The sequence below is a fragment of the Parabacteroides merdae ATCC 43184 genome (genome assembly GCF_025151215.1).
Classification (GTDB): domain Bacteria; phylum Bacteroidota; class Bacteroidia; order Bacteroidales; family Tannerellaceae; genus Parabacteroides; species Parabacteroides merdae.
The window spans coordinates 95339-115644 of sequence record NZ_CP102286.1 but is presented as its reverse complement, the minus strand read 5'-3'; the positions used below and the strand labels follow the sequence as shown (position 1 = coordinate 115644).

Here is a 20306-nt window from a genome sequence, read left to right as displayed (position 1 = left end):
TTTTCCTTTTAACTCTTTTTAATTACTGCTCTCGATAACTCTTTTTCTATCTTTGACCCAAAATAGAAAGAAATGGATGGGTTGATTATTTGCTTACTTGTTGTAATCATTGCTTTACAGGTCTTTTTCCGCCCCCGGAAAGACCATTCGGACATCGCAGGCGAATTGAAACGGCTGCTCGACGAAATGCAACGTTCATTTGAACGTATTGAAAAAAACTTTCGGGAAGATTTTCGTCTGAACCGGGAAGAAGGCCGCATCGTCGCCAGGGATAACCGGGAAGAACTGACGCGCTCCATGAACGAATTCCGGAATGCTTTCGACCGGGGGATCACTTCCTTCAATGCCTTGCAACGCGAAAAGTTCGCTAACTTGGACGAACAACAACGCCTGTTGGTTGCCAATACGGAAAAGCGGTTGGAAGAAATCCGCCTGACCGTAGACGAGAAATTGCAAAAGACACTGAATGACCGGATCGGCCAATCATTCCGGCTTGTGACGGAACAACTGGAAAGCGTACAGAAAGGACTTGGAGAAATGCAAACGCTGGCACAAGACGTAGGTGGTTTAAAACGTGTCCTCAGCAATGTGAAGACACGCGGCAACATCGGGGAAATCCAATTAAGCATGCTTCTCGAACAAATCCTGGCGCCGGAGCAATACGAGGCGAATGTGCACACCCGCAAAGGATCGGATGCCGTCGTGGAGTTTGCCGTCAAACTTCCGGGGCGTGACGATGTCCGCGAATTCGTCTATCTGCCGATAGATGCAAAATTTCCCAAAGACGTCTACGAACAGCTGCTCGATGCATATGATCATGCCGACACACAGGCTATAGAAGCAGCCGGAAAGCTATTGGAAACAACTATTAAAAAGATGGCAAAGGATATTTCCGACAAGTATCTGGCTCCCCCCGCCACCACCGACTTCGGCATCATGTTCCTGCCTTTCGAAGGAATCTATGCGGAGGTCGTACGCCGTTCTTCCCTGCTGGAAGAACTACAGCGCAACTATAAAGTGGTCGTCACCGGTCCGACAACGCTTGCCGCCATCCTGAACAGCCTGCAAATGGGATTCCGCACGCTCGCTATCCAGAAACACTCCGGCGAGGTATGGACCATCTTGGGGGCGGTAAAGAAAGAATTCGAGAAGGTAGGTGGCATGCTGGAAAAAGCACAGAAGAACTTGCAGACGGCCAGCGGACAGATCGAAGAGGTATTAGGGACACGCACACGCGTGATCCAGCGCAAACTGAAAGATGTAGACACCCTCAGCGACAGGGAGGCACGTGCCATCCTTCCCGAAATAGGTCCATTAACGGATGAAGAAAACGAAAACGGATTATGAAAAAGAGACAGATTCCACATACATACGCCATCATATTTTATATCATTCTTTTCTGTGCCGCCCTCACCTGGATCATTCCGGGCGGACAATACAAAGAGAGTATCAATGCCGCCGGAGAAAAAACGGTTGTCTACGAAGCGGTAGAACATGTTCCGCAAACCTGGCAGGTGTTCTCGGCTTTTTACAAAGGATTTGTCGACAAGGCAGATATCATCGTCTTCATCCTGATTATCGGAGGGGCGTTCTGGATCGTCAACGACAGTAAGGCTTTCGATATCGGAACCGTCAGTTTCCTCGGCCGCGCCCGTAAAATGGAGAACAACCGTTTCCTGCGCAAGATCGGAGTGGAGAATTTCTTACTGACATCCATCATGCTACTATTCAGCATATTCGGGGCCGTCTTCGGGATGAGTGAAGAGACCATCGCATTTTGCCTGGTGCTTGTCCCGATGGCGATCTCGATGGGGTATGACTCCATTACAGGCGTTTGCATGGTCTTTGTCGCCGCCGGATTAGGATTTGCCGGTGCGATACTGAACCCATTTACAATCGGCATTGCGCAAGGGCTGGCCGGTATTCCGCTCTTTTCCGGAATCGAATACCGGATATTTTGCTGGATTGTCATCAATATGATCGGTTTCTCCTGGATACTGCGTTATGCTGCTAAAGTAAAGAAAAACCCGAAAGCTTCGTTAGTCTACGAAGAAGATCAGTATTGGCGGGACCTACACAATAACAACTCGCTGGATGTAAGCTATCATACACCACGTACCGCCTGGATCAGTTTTGGCACATTGGCAGTCATACAAATCATTTTCGCAGCTTATTATCCTGCAACAACTTTACAAATCGGGAACAGCGTTATCAAAGGACTGCCTCTCCTCCCCATTCTAACAGCTGCTTTTATCTTGACTTCCCTGTTCGCCCTACGCAAGACAGTCCATCTTTATATCCTGAACCTCCTCTTCTTCACGATTTTTTATCTGATAACGGGAGTGATGGGATATGGCTGGTATATCATGGAGATAGCCACCCTGTTCTTCGCCCTCGGACTGGCAGCCGGCATCGCCAACAACCGGACTCCCAACGAACTGGTCAAACTGTTTCTGGACGGATGCAAGGACATTATGAGCGCAGCTTTGGTAGTCGGCCTTGCAGGCGGTATTATCGTGATACTGAAAGAAGGGCTTGTCATCGACACCATTCTCTACAACCTGGCGAAAGGGATGGAAGGGCTCGGACAAGTGGCGACCGTCGGCATGATGTACGTGATCCAGACCTTGATCAACCTGATCATTCCTTCCGGAAGTGCCAAAGCAGCCCTGACCATGCCGATCATGGCTCCTTTCTCCGACTTGATCGGATTGTCAAAGCAAGCGACCGTGATGGCCTTCCAGTTCGGAGACGGATTCACCAATATGATCACCCCGACATCGGGAGTGTTGATCGCCGTTCTGGGTGTCAGCCGTATCCCCTACGATAAATGGTTTCGCTGGGCATGGAAATTCATATTGCTTCTGGTAATAGTCGGATTCCTGTTACTCATACCGACAGTATTGGTTCCGATGAACGGATTTTAATGGAACGGAAGATCATACATATCGACATGGACGCATTCTACGCTTCTGTGGAACAGCGGGATAATCCGGAACTTCGCGGAATTCCGCTTGCAGTCGGCCACGCGGAGGAACGGGGTGTCGTAGCGGCAGCAAGCTACGAAGCCCGGAAGTTCGGCGTACGCTCCGCCATGTCGTCACAAAGGGCTAAACGCCTATGCCCTCAGCTCACATTTGTTTCCGGACGGATGGATGTCTATAAAGCGGTGTCCCGCCAGATACACGAAATCTTCCACGAATATACGGACATTGTCGAGCCACTTTCACTGGACGAGGCGTTTCTGGATGTTACCGAGAATAAACAAAACATCCCGCTTGCCGTCGACATAGCCAAAGCAATCAAGCAAAAAATCCGGGAGGAGCTGCATCTGATTGCCTCGGCTGGGGTATCGTATAATAAGTTTTTGGCTAAAATCGCCTCTGACTACCGCAAGCCGGACGGACTGTGCACCATCCATCCGTCCCAGGCGGAAGAATTCATCAAACGTCTGCCGATCGAATCCTTCTGGGGGATCGGTCCGGTCACCGCCCAACGGATGCACTCATTAGGCATCCATAACGGAGAACAGTTGAGAGCTTGTTCACAAGAAATGCTCACCCGACAATTCGGAAAAGCAGGAATTTTATATTATGAATTTTCAAGAGGGATAGACTTACGCCCTGTCGAAGCCGTCCGAATCCGCAAATCCGTAGGCTGTGAACATACGCTTGAAAAAGACATTTCGCAGCAATCGTCCGTTATCATCGAATTATATCATGTTGCGACCGAACTGATCGAACGGCTGCAACGAACCGGTTTCAAAGGAAATACCCTTACTTTAAAAATTAAATTCCATGATTTCAACCAAAAGACAAGAAGCATCACCCAAAGCCACGAACTGACGACTTTAGCCGAAATACTACCTTTAGCCAAAGGACTGTTGAAAGACATCGAATATACGACTCACCCGATTCGCCTGATCGGGCTTTCGGTCTCCAATCCTTACGAGAAGAACGAAGAGAAAGCCCGCTGGGAACAACTAAGTTTTGAATTCAGCGACTGGGATTACTCTAAATAAGTATATCCATACAAGCCGGAACGATAGTTGGAAAGGAACTCTTTACCTTCTTCAACCGAAATCTTACCTTCCTTTACAGACTTAGTCACCCAAGTTTCCAGTGTCCTCACCAACTTTTTAGGATTATACTGGACATAATCAAGCACTTCGGCAACCGTTTCCCCGTCGATGACTTGCTCGATGTTGTAACCTTTTTCATCTACCGTTACATGCACTGCATTCGTATCACCGAAAAGATTGTGCATATCTCCCAGAATTTCCTGATAGGCCCCAACCAGAAAGACACCGATATAATAAGCATCTTTTCCTTTCAGCGAATGTACCGGTAGATCATGGGAAACATTGCGTGTCGAAATAAAGTTGGCAATCTTGCCATCCGAGTCGCAGGTTATGTCCTGCAAAGTCGCCGTCCGGTCCGGACGTTCATCCAACCGCTGGATAGGCATGATCGGGAAAATCTGATCAATCGCCCAAGAGTCAGGCAAGGACTGGAAAAGCGAGAAATTACAGAAATACTTATCAGCCAATAGTTTGTCCAGCTTTCTAAACTCATCCGGTGCATGTTTCAACCCGGAAGCAATTTGGCTGATTTCGCGCGTCACAGACCAATACAAGCGTTCGATTTGGGCACGGGTCTTCAAATCGACAATACCATGACTGAACAAATCCAACGCTTCCTCACGTATCTGCTGCGCATCGTGCCAGGCTTCCAGCATACGGCTCTGGTTCAGCTTATCCCAAATCTCATACAGTTCATGCACAAGCTCGTGATCAGATTCGCTCACCTCGAAGTCTTCATCCATTTCGGGAAGCGTAGCTGTTTCCAGCACTTCAAATATCAAAACGGAATGATGGGCAGTCAACGAACGCCCGCTTTCCGTTATGATGTTCGGATGCGGGATACCGTTCTTGTCACTGGCATCGACCATTGTAGAAATAGAGTCGTTTACATATTCCTGGATGGAATAATTGACACTGCTCTCGCTATTGGAAGAACGAGTACCATCATAATCGACTCCCAGTCCGCCACCAATATCCACAAACTCGATATTGAAGCCCATCGCATGCAGTTGTACATAAAATTGTGATGCTTCGCGCAAAGCCGTTTTAATACGGCGTATCTTGGTCACCTGACTGCCGATGTGGAAATGAATCAGCTTCAGACAATCTGTCAAATCTTTCTTTTCCAGAAAATCAAGTGCTTCCAGCAATTCGCTGGACGTCAAGCCGAACTTGCTGGCATCGCCACCGCTCTCTTCCCATTTACCACTGCCGGAAGATGCCAGTTTAATACGGATGCCGATATTCGGACGGACATTCAACTGCTTGGCCATCTTGGCGATCAAAGTCAGTTCGTTGATCTTTTCGACAACCAGAAAAATGCGTTTACCCATTTTCTGTGCCAGCAAAGCTAGTTCGATATAACTCTCATCCTTGTAACCGTTGCAGATAATCAAAGAATCCGAATCTGTATTGACCGCAATCACCGCATGGAGTTCCGGCTTTGAACCGGCTTCCAACCCTAAGTTGAACTTCTTGCCATGACCGATAATCTCTTCCACTACCGGACGCATCTGATTTACTTTAATCGGATAGATAATGAAATTCTGCGCCTTATAACCATATTCATCAGAAGCCTGCTTGAAACAGTTCGCGATCTTTTCAATACGGTTATCCAGAATATCTGGGAAACGGATCAGTACAGGAGCCTCCACATCCCGTAATTGCAGTTCGTCGACCAGCTCTCTCAGATCTACACCGGCGCCGTCTTTACGAGGAGTTACCACTACATGACCTTTGTCATTGATACCAAAGTACGAAGTCCCCCAACCTGTGATGTTGTAGAGTTCTTCTGAGTCTTCAATACGCCATTTTCTCATTTCTTCTTCAGTGCAAAAAATACATTTTTGTATTTGGAATAAATAAATAGATATTGTTCAGACGTTACAAGTCAATATATTTATCGACAAGCTTATCTATCAAAAAGGTTGTAAATATAAGCAATAGATATATAATTATAGCAGATTTGATCAAGAAAAACATCTTAACAGGGATAATCGTTCCGTTTCAACCCGCAAACGGCTATTTTCTATCACCTTATTTGACTAGGTATCGACCTGACCGATTGTTCAATAACTTAAATCTCTACGAAACAGTTTTCACTGCCATTGCCTGTGCGAGACATATGTCCGGTAAAAAGTAATCCATACAAAACACAACTGAGTATACAAAAAAATACCCGGTAAATGTTTAATCTACCAGGTATTTTTTTCAAATCATGTGATTCCGGAGCGATTCGAACGCTCGACCCACGCCTTAGAAGGGCGTTGCTCTATCCAGCTGAGCTACGGAACCATCCTTATTTGCGGTGCAAAGGTAGTAATATTATTTTAACAAGCAAATATTTTTGTTATTTTTCCTCCTAAATTCATATGTAGTCGAACTACATAAAGAAGGAAATAAAATCAGAACGGATATCCCACCGCAAAATGCCACGCGAAGTTACTGCCAAAGTTCGGATGCAGGATAGCCCATTTCCTTCTGCCACTTTCCTGCGGGTTATAGGCTTTCATACCGGTATCGAAACGGATCAGGAAGAAATCGAAATCGAGGCGGAGACCTAATCCATAAGAGACGGCAATCTCTTTGTAGAAACGGGAAAAATCGAAGTTACCGTTCGGACGGCTCTCATCCTTATGGAAAGTCCAAATATTACCGGCATCAATAAAGGCCGCCATCTCGAATTTCCAAAATAGTTTCGTTCGGTATTCCAAATTCAGATCCAGACGGATATCACCGATCTGCTGGGCAAAGGACTTGACCGAATCGAGCGGCATGCTACCGGGACCGAGCGAACGTACGGACCAACCGCGGACACTATTTGCACCTCCAGAGAAATAGCTGCGTTCGAACGGTAGCATCTTCGAGTTACCATACGGATAACCGACTCCGATACCAATGTGGAAAGCCAACTTGTTACGATTGTCCAACACGATACTTTTACTGAAATCTATATCCCCTTTCACAAACTGGGCATAATTAATCCCAAACAATTTATAGCGCCCTTCGTCATCCTTATCCGCACCAGTCAGACGGGAAAGCCCATACAGCAAGTTGCCTGCCATCTCGAAGGAGAAGCGAACGGAATGCGTATTCCTCAAACGATTCTGAGGATCATAATTATTAAAAGAATAGGTATAACCGGAACCGACAATAAACTGGTCGGTAAAATTGTAAAGCAAAGTAGATTCAGGCAACGAATCTTTAAACGACTGACTTATCTTCGGCAAGTGCACATAGTCAATGTCCAACAACTTGAACACATGGCGCGCCTGCATATTGCTCCGCTCCTGCCAGATATAATTCCATCCTGCAGAGACGATGGCTCTTTTGAATTCCGGACGTGTTTGTATGCTGTAGTTCACCTTCAGTTCGGTCGTTGCACGAATCTTACGACGGAAATTTTCATGCAAGAAGGGGAACAGGAAACGGGGAAACAAAACAGATGCTTCCGCACCGAATTCCCAAAAGTTGTTTCCTTCCGACTGGCTGCCGGTCAACGCCTCGTATGCACCGCGTACTTTAGCAGAAAAAACCTCCGAGCCCTTGAACAAGTTTCGGTGCTGATAACTCAAACTGGAAGCAAATCCAAAATCCCCTGCCGAATTCGTCCCTTCCAGATCGACCCCAAAACCTTGCAGTTTTGCGGGAGAAGTCAAGATCGTACAATTAAGCTTCATCGTGTCGTTCTCTTCGACCTCCGAAAAACGGATATTTACATTACGCAAAGCACGCAGCGTGGCAAACGAAGAATAGGTCTGCTCCACCGTCCGCTCGTTATACAAGCGTCCCGGCATGATATAATTGCTCTTGCGCAAGACTCCCGGACGGATACTTCTGCCGTTCTTGCCGTATAGGATATCAATACCGTCAGTTCGAACCGTATCGTAAGGCATAGCGTTGTTTTCCTCTAACGTCAACGGGTCATAATCGGTCACAATCGAAACGTCTTTAATGTAATACTGACGATGTAACGTGTCGACCACCGTCCCGTCAGGCTTCTGCAAACGGTACGGTTTCAGAAGCATATCCAAATCTACGATATTCCGATTCAAAGAGCTATCGGCAATATAAGACAGGTAATCCCGGTTGAAAGCATAATAACCACGCCGACGAAGCAAAGTCGTAATGCGTTGCCTCTCCTTGTCCAGCACATCGCGGTCAAACAAGGCACTGTCTTTTATCAGAGAAGTATAATCGTCGGAATAAGTACGAAAAGCCGAAGCCAGCACGGAACGGTGAGGCGGTTTGAGCTTAGCAATGCTATCGATCTTAGGATCGCTCAAATCCATCGAATAATTATGAATCCGGTAAGGAGTGTTAGGGACGATCCTATAGGTCACGACAGCCTTTTTGACTCGTGAAGTATCAATAGAAGCCGAGACTTCGGCATTCATATATCCTTTATTGATAAAGAAACGTTTCAACTCGTCAACCGACTGCGTTACCAGCGTCGTATCCAGAATGACGGGAGCCTCTCCCATCCGGCGAAGCTGTTTATTGATCCATTTCTTCTCGTTCCGGCCCGACCAATCGTACACAAACAACTGCCATTTCATCAGCCCGAATGCTTTAAAGTTGGGTTGCTGGCGCAAATAAGGCTTCAAATCGCTGTTTTTATAAGTCTTGCCATCCGACACAATCTCCACTTTGTCCAACAGGTATTCTCCTTCGCCTACATATTTTGTCGAGCTACAGGAGATTAACAACAATAGGAAACAAATGAAATATAGTGTTTGGATTCCCTTCATCATTCAAGTTTTTACGCACGCAAATGTAAAAATAAAATGTGGTTTATGATTTATGATTTATGATTTATCAACAACACATAAATCACAAATCATAAATCATAAATCGTAAAAACCAATTACCTTTGCCGCATAAAAAGAGTAAAGATGCTAAGCAAGGGGAAAGTAAAGTACATCCATTCATTGGAAATGAAGAAATATCGGAACGAACTGAATGCATTCGTTGCCGAAGGAAACAAACTGGTTGCCGACATGATGTTTGCTTTCGAATGCGAACTGATTCTCGCCAAACCATCCTGGATGGCGATGCAGGGAAACATTCCGGCGAAAGAACTATTGGAAGCGGAAGGGGATGACATCCGTAAAGCCAGTTTCTTGAAAAACCCGCAGGATGTACTTGCCGTGTTCAAGCGCCCGGACTGGTCGCTCGACGAAGCCGATCCTTCTACCTCGCTCGTTTTAGCTTTAGACGGCATACAGGACCCTGGAAATCTCGGAACCATCATACGCCTTGCCGACTGGTTCGGCATCGAACATATCGTTTGCAGCCCCGACACCGCAGATGTCTTCAGTCCGAAGACTGTGCAGGCCACAATGGGCGCACTGGCACATGTAAAAGTCCATTACACGGAACTGGAAGACTACCTGAAAGCCCAGGCGGCAAGACAAATTCCGTTGTTCGGTACATTCCTCGACGGAGAAAACATGTACACAAAGGAATTGTCGGCAAACGGAATCATCGTGATGGGGAACGAAGGGAACGGAATACGTCCGCAAATAGAAAAGTTGATTAATCAAAAACTTTATATTCCAAGCTTTCCACCCGAAAGAGAAACATCAGAGTCTTTGAATGTAGCCATCGCTACGGCTGTCATCTGCGCCGAATTTCGCCGTTGCCAGGGGAATGCCGCCCAATAACAGTACACAAACAGGCGAACCCGCTTCAGCAATACCTGTAAAACCTTGACGTTCCAAGGCATCTGCCAACTGTTCTCCCGGCAGCATGTCAAAAGTGCCCTGTTCCCGCGCTTGACTCGGAATTACAAAAGATGTGTCAGAATAAGAATCCTGATGACACCGCTTGTTCTCCTGCACCCCTGCGTCAAGCGCGGGAATAGGTACAAGGATCAAGATGCCGTCATAGAACTCCGTACCCGCAATTTCCCCTTCCAAAGGGAAAATTCCGGCCAATACGCCGTTATCATTCAACTCGACATAGTGCAGCCGGTAGAACTGTCTCCAATAGATATAATGGGAAGCGATCCGGCGCATAACACTTTTTATTCCGCTGTGGATATTTTTACGGCAGACGAATCTTTTGCCATATCGGTCAGACGACCGTAATTATATTTCATAAGGTTCAAGCTGTCCAAATAAACTTTGTAGTAGGAAGAATCGGCATTGTTCATAAAGATATAACCGTACACACGTTTGACCTGTTTAGTCGGAACTGTCTTCAAAACGGTTTCATGATAACCATCACGAAGCACCTTGTCATTGACAGTCACGATCGTATCGCCCTGATCAGCACTTATGCGTATTTCCGGTTTATAGACCATCCCTTTATTGATACCCCAGACATTCATCCCCAACACAAACGTGCTGCCGGACGAATAGTTCGTTTCCGGTTTGATGTCGAACGTCACACCGTTAAACAGAGCATCGGGCTCCAATCTTAAAGAGGTGCGACGAGGCCAGATATCCACCGAATCCTGTTTGGAAACAGGTGCAGCCAAAGCCTGTACGTCGCCTAACGCTTTCTGCCGTTTATTCAAATCGGCCAGCACACGGTCATACACCTTCATATAAATATCCAGATGCCGTCCATACCAAATGAGCGAACTGTCGTACTCGGCTTGTGTGATATCGTATTTGCGGAAGATGGACTGATATAGAGCCTCCTTACGGGCATTATCGGAAAACGCCTTGCTGTCCAAGTTAATCATAGCTTCTGCCAATTGCATATCCACCTGTACAGCTTGCATTTTCTTTTCCGAAAGAATGTCATCCGGTACTTTGCTACAGGCAACCAACCAGGTTGCCAGCAACAAAACGACATTATATCTATATCTATGCAGCCTGTTCCGCATCAATTCTTTTATTTTTCTTTTGAGAGACTTGTCGACAATGTATGACGGTAGAACAGCAACAACAAAAAGACGCCTACGCAAATCGCCGAATCGGCCAAGTTAAAGATCGGACGGAAAAAGATGAACTCCTCTCCTCCCCACACCGGAATCCATTCGGGCAACACCGTCTGTATCAAAGGAAAATAGAACATATCGACCACTTTCCCGTGCAACCAACTGGCATAGCCTCCACCCTCCGGCATAAATGAGGCTACCTGTCCAAAACTATGATCGAACACCACCCCATAGAATATAGAGTCGATGATGTTCCCAATAGCCCCTGCAAAGATCAACGAGATACAGGCGATAAAGCCAAAGGCATAATTCTGTTTCACCAGCTTATACAGGTAATAACCGATAAAGCCGACAGCTATAATACGGAATACCGATAAAAACAACTTACCGATCACTTCTATCCCGAAAGCCATTCCCGGATTCTCGGTGAAGTACAAATAAAACCACGGAGTAATTTCGATACTCTCATGCAGCTGCATGTGAGTTTTAATCCATATTTTAAGAGCCTGGTCAAGAATAAGGAGCAGCATCACAATCAACGCTGCTCCCCAACCTTTGGAATATCTCATTTACTTGGCACCTCCCTGTTTAGCTTCGATACTCAACGTAGCGTGAGGTACTGCACGTAATCTTTCTTTCGGGATCAATTTACCGGTCTCGCGGCAAATACCGTATGTCTTATTCTCAATCCGGATCAATGCCGCCTGCAAGTTCTGGATAAACTTCATCTGGCGTTGTGCCAAACGACCGGCCTCTTCCTTCGATAAAGTCGCAGCACCTTCCTCCAATACTTTAAACGTAGGAGATGTATCGGCGACATCATTGCCGTCAGAATTGGTGACACCGGATCTCAACAGGTCATAATCTTTTTTCGCCTTTTCCAGCTTTTCCAATATTATGGCGCGGAACTCCTCGAGTTCGGCATCCGAATATCTTGTCTTTTCTGCCATGGTTCATTTAAATTAATAATTAACAATCAAGAATGAATAATGAATAATTCAACAATGAGAAAGATTTCCTTTTCTCTTGCCCACAAATATAAGCAATTCTTCCATTGTTCATTATTAATTATTCATTATTCATTGAATATTTATGCTTTTTCGATCCGGACCGAAAGCTTGAAGTCTTCGAAATCCATCTCGGTCGCGTCGCTGATCACATCCGTAATTTCCACTGATACAGCCAACACCTGGTTTGCGATATAGGAATTGAAGTCCTTGATCGCCTCGTCCATCCCATCGTTCGAAAGGACAGTGACGGATATTTTGTCAGTAATGTCGTAACCGCTGCTCTTACGCAGGTTCTGGATACGGTTTACCAACTCACGCGCCAGCCCTTCCTTGCGGAGGTTTTCCGTCACGGTGATATCCAGCGCCACCGTCAAGCGGCCTTCGTTCGCAACCAACCAGCCCGGTATGTCTTCGGAGATGATTTCGACGTCTGCACGTTCGATCATCGCCTCCTGTCCTTCGAAGGTCAGCGTGAATGTTCCGGCTTTCTCGAACGCATTGATTTCGTCCTGGCTCATCGCCTGGATAGCGGCGGCCAATGCCTTCATGATCTTGCCGTAACGCGGACCCAGCTTCTTGAAGTCCGGCTTGATCTTCTTCACCAAAATACCGGCGGCATTATCGACAAACTTCAGTTCCTTCACATTGACCTCGTTCAAGATCAGCGCTTTCACGGCTTCGATGCTTTCCTGCTGGTGGGCATCCACAACCGGGACCATGATGGTTTGAAGCGGCTGACGCACCTTGATGTTCACCTTACGGCGCAAAGCCAGCACCATAGAAGACACATCCTGAGCCATCTGCATACGTTCTTCCAGGTCCTTGTCGATCATTGCCTCATTGCAAACCGGGAATTCGGACAGGTGGACAGATTCAACCTTTTCGCGTCCGGTAGCGGCGATCAGGTCACAGAACAACCGGTCTGCATAGAACGGCGCGATCGGAGCCATCAACTTGGCGACCGTTTCCAGACAAGTGTACAAAGTCTGGTAAGCGGACAACTTGTCGGTCGTCATACCTCCACCCCAGAAACGGCGGCGGTTCAGGCGCACATACCAGTTACTCAGGTTATCGTTTACGAAATCAGAGATCGCACGTCCGGCACGGGTCGGTTCGTATGTATCCAGGAATCCATCCACATCCTTTACCAACGAATTCAGCAACGACAGAATCCAACGGTCGATTTCGGGACGTTCTTTCCAATCCACATCCGGTTCGGAATAATCGAAACCGTCCACATTCGCATACAAGGCGAAGAACGAATATGTATTATATAATGTACCGAAGAACTTGCGGCGAACTTCTTCGATACCGTCGATATCAAACTTGATGTTATCCCACGGAGAGGCGTTCGTAATCATGTACCAGCGCAAAGGATCGGAACCGTACTGCTCAATCGTGGCGAACGGATCGACGGCATTACCCAGACGTTTGGACATTTTGTTGCCATTCTTGTCCAATACCAATCCGTTCGAAACGACAGCTTTATACGAAACGCTGTCGAATACCATCGTAGCAATCGCATGCAAAGTGAAGAACCATCCGCGTGTTTGGTCGACGCCTTCGGCGATGAAATCGGCCGGATAAACCTTGCGGTCGTCGAAGATTTCCTTGTTCTCGAACGGATAATGAATCTGAGCATAAGGCATCGCGCCGGAATCGAACCATACGTCGATCAGGTCGGTCTCGCGCTTCATCGGCTTACCGCTTTCGGAAACCAGAATCACATCATCCACATACGGACGGTGCAGGTCGATCTTTTCGTAGTTCTCCTTCGTATATTCGCCCGGCTGGAATTTCAATTCCTTATACGGGTTGGACTCCATCAGCCCGGCTTTTACGGATTTCTCAATTTCATTGTACAGTTCTTCAACCGAACCGATGCAGATTTCTTCCGCCCCGTCTTCGGTACGCCAGATAGGCAACGGCGTTCCCCAGTAGCGACTACGGCTCAGGTTCCAGTCCTGAAGGTTTTCCAACCATTTGCCGAAACGTCCCGTGCCGGTGCTCTGCGGTTTCCAGTTGATCGTATTGTTCAGTTCAATCATCCGTTCGCGGCAAGCGGTCGTGCGGATAAACCAGCTATCCAGCGGATAGTACAACACAGGCTTGTCCGTACGCCAACAATGCGGATAGTTGTGCACATGCTTCTCGATGCGGAACACACGGTTCTGTGCTTTCAGCATCATGCAGATTTCAACATCCAGCGTTTCGTCTTTTTCGCCTTTGGTCGCATCATAAGCGTTCTTCACGAACTTGCCCTGCCACGGGTCGTAGTCGGCCGCATTCATATGCTCCTGAACATACTCGGGATCGAGGTCTTCCAGCAGATAGAATTTACCTGTCATATCGACCATCGGACGGCGGTTCCCATCTTTGTCGATCATCATCAAAGGAGGTACGCCGCTTGCTTTTGCCACACGGTCGTCATCCGCACCGAAAGTCGGAGCGATATGTACGATACCCGTACCATCTTCCACCGTCACATAGTCGCCGGTGATTACCCGGAAAGCACCTTCTCCCGGATTGACCCACGGGATCAGCTGCTCGTAATGCATGCCGGCCAGTTCCGGTCCTTTCCATTCGCCGACCACTTTGAACGGCACCAGTTTATCGCCCGGTTTATAATCGGTCAGAGCCAGATCGGCGGCTTTCGGATTGAAATACACATTCAACAAGTCCTTAGCCAAAACAGCCGTCATCGGCATACCTGTATATGGATTATAGGTCTGAACAGCCACATAAGTGAAATTTGGACCCACACAAAGAGCCGTGTTGGAAGGCAAAGTCCACGGAGTAGTGGTCCATGCCAAGAAGAACGGTTCGCCAAATCCCGCCATCTCCGGTTTCGGATCGAGAATGCGGAACTGAGCCGTACAAGTCGTATCCTTCACGTCGCGATAACACCCCGGCTGGTTCAACTCGTGCGAGCTAAGCCCCGTTCCGGCGGCCGGCGAATACGGCTGGATCGTGTACCCTTTGTAAAGCAAACCTTTCTTATACAGTTCCTTCAGCAAGTACCACAATGTTTCGATATAACGATTGTCGTAAGTGATATACGGGTTTTCAAGGTCGACCCAATATCCCATCTTCTGTGTCAGATCCGTCCATTCCTTCGTAAACTTCATCACGTCACGGCGGCAGGCGGCATTATATTCGGCCACAGAGATCTTTTTGCCGATATCTTCCTTGGTGATACCCAATGTTTTTTCAACTCCCAGCTCTACTGGAAGTCCGTGTGTATCCCATCCCGCCTTACGGTTGACAAGATATCCTTTCATGGTCTTATAACGGCAGAAAATATCCTTAATCGAACGGGCAATCACATGGTGAATACCGGGCATACCGTTTGCAGAAGGAGGACCTTCATAAAAGACAAACGAGGGATGTCCTTCGCGGATTTCAAGACTCTTATGGAAGATGTCGCCATCCTGCCATTTCTTCAGCACCTCTTTATTGACGTTCGACAAGTCAAGTTTCGAGTATTCGGCAAATTTCTTACTCATATGCGTTATATTTATCTATCTTCTCAAAAATTGCCGCAAAGGTAGTGATTTAATTCGAATTAGGCAATATGGAAACAGCAAGGACTCAAATCTCTCCGGACGTATTTCCCAGCGCCATCAATAATGCCACCACTTCCGAATAATTCTTCCGGCCGGAGGGAATGTTGTTTCCTTTCAAGAACCAGTTGTAAACGGTACTCTGGATCTCGCCTATAAACGGGCTGTACAAATTCTCCCAGTAAGCGACTTTCCGGTTGTAAAGATCTTTTACCTCGGGGGAGATCGTCTCTTTCCATTCATTAAACTCCTCTTCCGACAATAAGCCGTAGGCATTGCTCAACACATAAGGCAACAAAGCAAAATAAGCCGAAAACCGGATTTCCGGCACTCCGGAACGGGAACAGACGAGAAAACCATACAAATTCGCTTCCGCCTCGCTGGATATTCCTAACACATGCGCCATTTCATGTGCATAAGTAAACGGATACTGGACCGGGAGCAGATCAGGGTTCAGATTATATTCGGTAAAAAACGGTCCCATATACCCCAATACCCCCACTCCACTCATCAAAAAGGGCATTAACATCGGCTTCGGATGCAAATACCCGGCAGGACTGACTAAAGAGAAACGCCCGGCAATTTCATGATATTCCTTTTTCACTTCCTCTGCGACGAGGGCCTTATCTATTTTTTCGACAGGCACAAAGGACGCATTCAACGAATCTGTATAAGTGGATAAGAACGAACGAAAAGCGTCGGCTGAATAAGCCGCATACGGGATTTCCGTCCGTGTAAAAAAGTCTTTCCTGAAATAATTCAATCCCCAAGCCAGATAAAACCAGACATATATCCACAACAAATATTCGATCATCCGTCCGGCTGTCGCCCGCCAGGAACGTTTCTTCACAATGGCATAAACCAGATAAGCAAGCAAACCGGCCATACTACCGTATATCAGGCAATCACCTATCGAAAAAGAAAATAGAGAAGAAAAACAGGACAAAGCACCCGATATATAAGGATATACATTCCGGGCATACGCCTCTCCCATATCCGGCGAACGCATGGCGCACCAGATACCGGCCAGAAGGAGAGACAAGACTATCCAGCGTATATATTTCAATTTGAAATGTTTTTATTCAATAACTTCTTCACTTCCGCTTCCGACAGATTCCGGCGACAGGCATAATCTTTCATCTGTTCTTCATCAATATTACCAATCATGAAATATTGGGAATCCGGATGTGCAATATAAATGCCGCTCACCGTCGCCGTCGGATACATAGCGCCGTTTTCCGTCAACCGGACACCGATCTGTGACATATTTAACAACTTATCCAACGTGTAGTTCAAAAGCTGGTCCGGCAATGAAGGATAACCGATAGCCGGACGTATTCCCTGATATTTCACTTTATACAGGTCGGAGATGGAAAGCGATTCATCCGGAGCATATCCCCAATATTCCTTACGGACCTTTTCATGGAGATATTCGGCCGTAGCCTCGGCCAAACGATCGGTCAAGGTTTGCAACAACATGGAATTATAGGTATCTCCCTCCTGCTCGAACCGTTCTTTCAGAGATTCGGCGCCGGTACCGGCCGTCACCACGAAAGCGCCGACATAATCCGTACGCCCTTCCGATACTGGCATCACATAATCGGCTAACGACTTATAGATTCCTTCCTCTTTTTTCGCCTGTTGACGCAAAACTGGAAGCAAGACTTCACCCACACGGATATTATCCCCATCACCATTTGCCGGGAAGAAACCATAAACCGCCTTGCAATACTCGGCTTTCATCTCAACCAAGCGATCCAACAACTTAACAGCATCCTTGTATAACTGCATAGCCTCCGACGCCTTCGTCCGGTCCGCTTCCGAGAATTCGGCCAGCCAGGCGGCACGACAAGCGTCACAGCCGTGGATCTGCGCAATTTCCGAGAAACGCCCATTCAGTTTCCAGGCACTAAAAAAGAAGGTCCAATGAATATATGGAATTATTTCTTCCAAAGGAATAGAAGGAATCACCTGTACCCCGTTCCGAGCCGGGACAACCGGGTTATAAGAAGCCCAATCGATCACCGGACGATTCGTCCGGGCTTCCGCCAACGGGACCAGTATCTCTTTTTTCTTATTCACAGAGGCACGCAGAGCTTCATACTCACTGTTCAGCTGGGCGATATAAGCATCGCGCGTATCCGGGTTCAACAGTTTGGCCGCAATCAACGGGTTTTGCGAGGCGTCCAGCACATGAATGACCGGATAGTCATAATGCGGAGCGATCTTAATGGCCGTATGCAACTTCGAAGTCGTGGCGCCGCCCACCATTATGGGAATGCTCAGGCCGGCTTTCTGCATCTCGTCCGTCACATGCACCATCTCTTCGAGCGAAGGCGTGATCAGACCGGAAAGACAGACCAGGTCGGGCTTTTCTTCAATTGCCTTTTTTACAATCACGTCTGCCGGAACCATCACTCCCAAATCGATCACCTCATAATTATTGCAAGCCAGGACGATCGAAACAATATTCTTTCCAATGTCATGCACGTCACCTTTCACTGTCGCAAACAGAACCTTTCCTGCCTTAGCAGAATCGGAAGAGACCTTTTCTGCCTCGATCGCCGGTTGCAAGATGGCGACTGCCTTTTTCATCGTACGGGCAGTCTTGACAACCTGCGGTAGGAACATTTTTCCAGCACCAAACAATTCGCCTACCTTATTCATCCCACCCATCAGCGGTCCGTCGATAATATCCACCGCACGCGGATATTCCTTCAAGGCTTCCTTTAAATCTTCTTCCAAATGATCGCCGACTCCTTTTATCAGAGCGTTTTCCAGACGTTCCTTCAACGGATATTCACGCCAGACTTCCTGCTTTTCACCTTCTCCCTCCTGCGCTTTTACATGCAGGTTCTGGGCATATGCAATCAGTTCTTCAGCTGCTTCCGGACGGCATGCCAGAATGACGTCTTCCAACAACATACGGAAAGCAGGTTCTATATCTTCATAGAGTACGGACGACGACGGGTTCACGATCCCCATGTCCATGCCTTTGTTAATCGCATGATACAGGAATACGGAATGCATGGCCTCCCGCACATAATTATTTCCACGGAAAGAGAAGGAAAGATTGCTGACACCGCCGCTCACCTTCGCCCCCGGCAGGTTCTTCTTGATCCATTCCACGGCACGGATAAAGTCAAGTCCGTACCCGTTATGTTCTTCCATACCGGTAGCGATAGCCAGCACATTCGGATCGAAAATAATTCCGTTCGGATCGAAATCGACTTTCTCCCGGAGGAGACGGTAAGCACGTCCGCAAACCTCGATCTTCCGTTCAAACGTGTCTGCCTGCCCCTTTTCATCAAAAGCCATTACGACCGTAGCTGCACCCAACTGTTTGATGCGAGCGGCATGTTGCAGGAAAACCTCTTCTCCTTCTTTCAAAGAAATCGAATTCACAATACTTTTACCCTGCACGCACATCAAACCTTTTTCGATCACCTCCCATTTAGAAGAGTCGATCATCACGGGAACACGGGAAATATCAGGTTCGGATGCGATCAAGTTCAAGAAAGTCGTCATCTCCTTCACGGCATCCAACATTCCGTCATCCATATTGATATCGATCACCTGCGCGCCGTCTTCCACCTGCTTGCGGGCAATTGTCAAAGCCTCTTCATAATTTTCTTCCTTGATCAGGCGCAAGAACTTACGTGAACCAGCCACATTGCATCGTTCGCCGACATTCACGAAATTATTTTCCGGCTTTACTTCCAGCAACTCCAGACCGGACAACCAAAGACAATCGGGCCTCGGAGCCGGTACATGCGGCTTGGCCCCTTTCACCAGTTCGGGATATTTGGCAATATGGGCCGGCGTCGTACCACAACAGCCTCCCAATATATTCACCAGCCCTTCGTCAATAAAAGATTTTACATGAACAGCCATCTTTTCCGGCGTCTCATCATAGGAACCGAAACTGTTCGGCAGACCGGCGTTCGGATAAGCACTTATATAATAGGGAGCATGTTTTGCCAATTCAGCCAGAAAAGGCTTCATATCGGCAGCACCGAAAGAGCAGTTCAGACCGACACTAACAATATTGGTATGTTGCACGGAAGCCAAAAACGCAAGCAATGTCTGCCCCGAAAACGTACGTCCTCCCTGGGCAGATAACGTCAGAGAAAGCATAATTGGTAAATCCTTGCCTTTTTCCTTCAACACAGCCTCGGCGGCTTCCAGTCCGGCTTTCACATTCAGCGTGTCGAAAGTCGTCTCAAACAAAACGATATCCACGCCCCCGTCTACCAAAGCGTCTACCTGTTCTTTATAGGCACTATACAAATCCAAGTAGGTGACAGCACGGTAAGCCGGATCGCTCACGTCAGGGCTCATCGAAGCAGTCTTATTAGTTGGGCCGACAGAACCAGCTACAAAGATCGTGCGATCCGGATGTTCCTTCATAAAGCCATCGGCCACCTCACGCGCCAATTTTCCGGCAGCCAAATTGATATTTCTCACCTGCCCTTGCATGCCGTAATCCTCCATCGAGATAGCATTTGCATTGAAAGTGTTGGTAGCAAAAATATCGGCACCGGCATCCAGATACTGACGGTGGATCGATTTGATCACATCCGGCCGGGTGATACATAACAGGTCGTTATTTCCTTTCAGGTCGCTCATCCAATCGGCAAACTGTTTTCCGCGATAATCTTTCTCGGTCAGTTTAAATCCCTGGACCATCGTACCCATTCCTCCGTCCAGAATCAAAATGCGTTCTTTCAGGAGATTCAAAAATATTTCTTTATCCATAA

Annotated in this window: 13 protein-coding genes and 1 tRNA gene; 4 read left to right on the top strand and 10 right to left on the bottom strand. The window is 47.3% G+C overall.

Annotated features, from left to right (window positions below; all coding sequences use genetic code 11):
- Positions 1-72: 72 nt before the first annotated feature.
- The 3 genes from NQ542_RS00460 to dinB are packed head-to-tail and all read left to right on the top strand — an operon-like array spanning position 73 to position 4021.
- Positions 73-1347 (top strand): DNA recombination protein RmuC, encoded by a 1275-nt coding sequence (locus NQ542_RS00460; protein WP_005641512.1) that lies wholly within the window; start codon positions 73-75, stop codon positions 1345-1347.
- A complete protein-coding gene (locus tag NQ542_RS00455) occupies positions 1344-2927 on the top strand; it encodes a YfcC family protein (RefSeq protein WP_005641514.1) in 1584 nt (527 codons plus the stop codon). The genes NQ542_RS00460 and NQ542_RS00455 overlap by 4 nt, the downstream gene beginning before the upstream one ends.
- Positions 2927-4021 (top strand): DNA polymerase IV, encoded by a 1095-nt coding sequence (gene dinB, locus NQ542_RS00450; RefSeq protein WP_005641516.1) that lies wholly within the window; start codon positions 2927-2929, stop codon positions 4019-4021. The genes NQ542_RS00455 and dinB overlap by 1 nt, the downstream gene beginning before the upstream one ends.
- On the opposite strand, the gene speA is transcribed toward dinB, so the two are convergent.
- From speA to tamL, 3 genes are all read right to left on the bottom strand, one after another.
- Positions 4009-5901: a biosynthetic arginine decarboxylase gene (gene speA, locus NQ542_RS00445; protein WP_005641518.1), complete on the bottom strand. Its 1893-nt coding sequence runs from the start codon at positions 5899-5901 to the stop codon at positions 4009-4011. The two genes, dinB and speA, sit on opposite strands and share 13 nt — an antisense overlap.
- 401 nt (positions 5902-6302) lie before the next feature.
- A tRNA-Arg gene (locus tag NQ542_RS00440) sits at positions 6303-6376 on the bottom strand.
- Positions 6377-6486: 110 nt separating this feature from the next.
- Positions 6487-8835 (bottom strand): translocation and assembly module lipoprotein TamL, encoded by a 2349-nt coding sequence (gene tamL / locus NQ542_RS00435; RefSeq protein WP_005641519.1) that lies wholly within the window; start codon positions 8833-8835, stop codon positions 6487-6489.
- A gap of 141 nt (positions 8836-8976) precedes the next feature.
- On the opposite strand from tamL, the gene NQ542_RS00430 reads away from it, so the two are divergent.
- Entirely contained in the window at positions 8977-9747 is a 771-nt protein-coding gene (locus tag NQ542_RS00430) for an RNA methyltransferase (protein WP_005641520.1), read from the top strand.
- On the opposite strand, the gene NQ542_RS00425 is transcribed toward NQ542_RS00430, so the two are convergent.
- The 7 genes from NQ542_RS00425 to metH all read right to left on the bottom strand — a co-directional run bounded on the left by NQ542_RS00425 (position 9667) and on the right by metH (position 20304).
- On the bottom strand, positions 9667-10101 hold the full coding sequence (locus NQ542_RS00425) for a hypothetical protein (RefSeq protein WP_005651096.1): 435 nt from the start codon (positions 10099-10101) through the stop codon (positions 9667-9669). The two genes, NQ542_RS00430 and NQ542_RS00425, sit on opposite strands and share 81 nt — an antisense overlap.
- An 8-nt stretch (positions 10102-10109) precedes the next feature.
- Complete coding sequence (locus tag NQ542_RS00420) at positions 10110-10919, bottom strand: DUF4296 domain-containing protein (protein WP_005641521.1); 810 nt, start codon at positions 10917-10919, stop codon at positions 10110-10112.
- Positions 10920-10927: 8 nt separating this feature from the next.
- The gene (locus NQ542_RS00415; RefSeq protein WP_005641523.1) at positions 10928-11542 is read right to left on the bottom strand and encodes a lipoprotein signal peptidase; all 615 of its coding nucleotides are present in this window, start codon (positions 11540-11542) and stop codon (positions 10928-10930) included.
- A complete protein-coding gene (locus NQ542_RS00410; RefSeq protein ID WP_005641525.1) occupies positions 11543-11923 on the bottom strand; it encodes a TraR/DksA family transcriptional regulator in 381 nt (126 codons plus the stop codon).
- A 140-nt stretch (positions 11924-12063) separates the two neighbouring features.
- Positions 12064-15489, bottom strand: a complete 3426-nt coding sequence (gene ileS / locus NQ542_RS00405; protein WP_005641527.1) for an isoleucine--tRNA ligase — start codon at positions 15487-15489, stop codon at positions 12064-12066.
- Positions 15490-15574: 85 nt separating this feature from the next.
- Positions 15575-16555 carry a DUF3810 domain-containing protein gene (locus NQ542_RS00400; RefSeq protein WP_370686446.1) on the bottom strand — a complete coding sequence of 327 codons (981 nt, stop codon included), beginning with the start codon at positions 16553-16555 and terminating at the stop codon, positions 15575-15577.
- Between the two features lie 53 nt (positions 16556-16608).
- Positions 16609-20304 carry a methionine synthase gene (gene metH / locus NQ542_RS00395; protein ID WP_005641530.1) on the bottom strand — a complete coding sequence of 1232 codons (3696 nt, stop codon included), beginning with the start codon at positions 20302-20304 and terminating at the stop codon, positions 16609-16611.
- Between the last annotated feature and the right edge of the window lie 2 nt (positions 20305-20306).